This window comes from Pseudomonas sp. GW821-FHT01E10, from assembly GCF_059422365.1.
The window spans coordinates 1-1,190 of the sequence record NZ_JBWKWT010000046.1; the positions used below are offsets into that span (position 1 = coordinate 1).

Here is a 1,190-nt window from a genome sequence, read left to right on the forward strand (position 1 = left end):
GCTCGCTTGTATGCTGGTACTTGAAGGGAGGAGGAGGGACAAGGCTCGATTCTGACTGTTGGCGCAGTACAGATCCGTGGGAGATTTCGCCCCTCCTCCTTTCACCCAAGCGCCGATAAAGAATGCATCTGCTAGACCGACGATAGGAACAAGCCTGCGCCTCTGGGTGAGCCCTTCAAGTGCTCAAAACCATATCTCGGGGGGTGTTCAATGGCAATGTCGGTTTCTGTTTCCAAGCCAATCGTGGGCGTGGATGTCGCCAAAAATGAACTGGTGATCTACCAGACCGAACTGGATCTGCTGGAGACGCTTCCCAATAACAAGCCAGCCATCAAGAAATGGCTGAAAGCCTTGCCGGCACCGGTCGACGTAGCAATTGAGTCGACCAATATCTATCACTTGGAATTCGCCGATCTGGCCCATGATGCCGGCTGCACGATTTACATGGTCGGTGGCTATGAACTAAGTCACTACCGCAAAGGTGTGAAGGTTCGCGCCAAAACCGACGCGCTGGATGCAAAGCTGCTCGCCCGTTATCTGAAAAACGAATATGAAGAGCTTCACCCATGGACTCCACCATCGCCGCTGTATCGTCAGCTCTTGAGCCTTTTCCGCCGGCGCGCCGCGCTGGTTCAGGCACGAGTTGGCCTGGTACAGAGCTGGGCAAATGAGCCGCTGCTCAAAGCCGCTTTTGCCGAGCAAATAGCCTCAATGCAGAGGCTTGAAGTGCTGGTCGAGAAGATGATCAACGACCTCCTTAAAGAGGCCGGTTTACTTGTCCATCTAAGGCGCTGCATGAAAGTTGAAGGCATAGGTTTTTTGACTGGAGCTCGCCTGATCGCGGCGTTTCAACGGGGCGAGTTTAAAAACGCTGACGCATTCATCGCTTTTTTGGGGATGGATTTACGGGTTTCACAGTCGGGACAGAAGGACGGTCGCCGCAGTCTGACAAAACGAGGTGATCCGGAGGCGCGCCGACTTTTGCACAATGCAGCCATGTCGGCCAGCCGAACAGCAGCCTGGAAAGGTTTTTATGAAGAGCAACGAGCTAAAGGGTTCAGCACCACTCAGGCACTGGTGATTCTGGCCCGTAAACTTGCTCGGGTCGTATTCGCGCTACTGAAGGGGCAGAGCGAATACCAGCCGAAAGCAAGTTGAGGGTTTCCCCTCAACCATAGAATCTCCCACAG

The 1,190-nt window shown here is 53.9% G+C and carries 1 protein-coding gene; it reads left to right on the plus strand.

The annotated features are described in order from the left end of the window. The first annotated feature begins 210 nt into the window (after positions 1-210). The gene (locus tag AC07V0_RS29970; RefSeq protein WP_457327555.1) at positions 211-1,158 is read left to right on the plus strand and encodes an IS110 family transposase; all 948 of its coding nucleotides are present in this window, start codon (positions 211-213) and stop codon (positions 1,156-1,158) included. The last annotated feature ends 32 nt before the right edge of the window (positions 1,159-1,190 follow it).

Excerpts from the sequence above, each read along its gene's own strand:
- AC07V0_RS29970 (WP_457327555.1), top strand. The coding sequence starts at position 211 with ATGGCAATGTCGGTTTCTGTTTCCAAGCCAATCGTGGGCGTGGATGTC.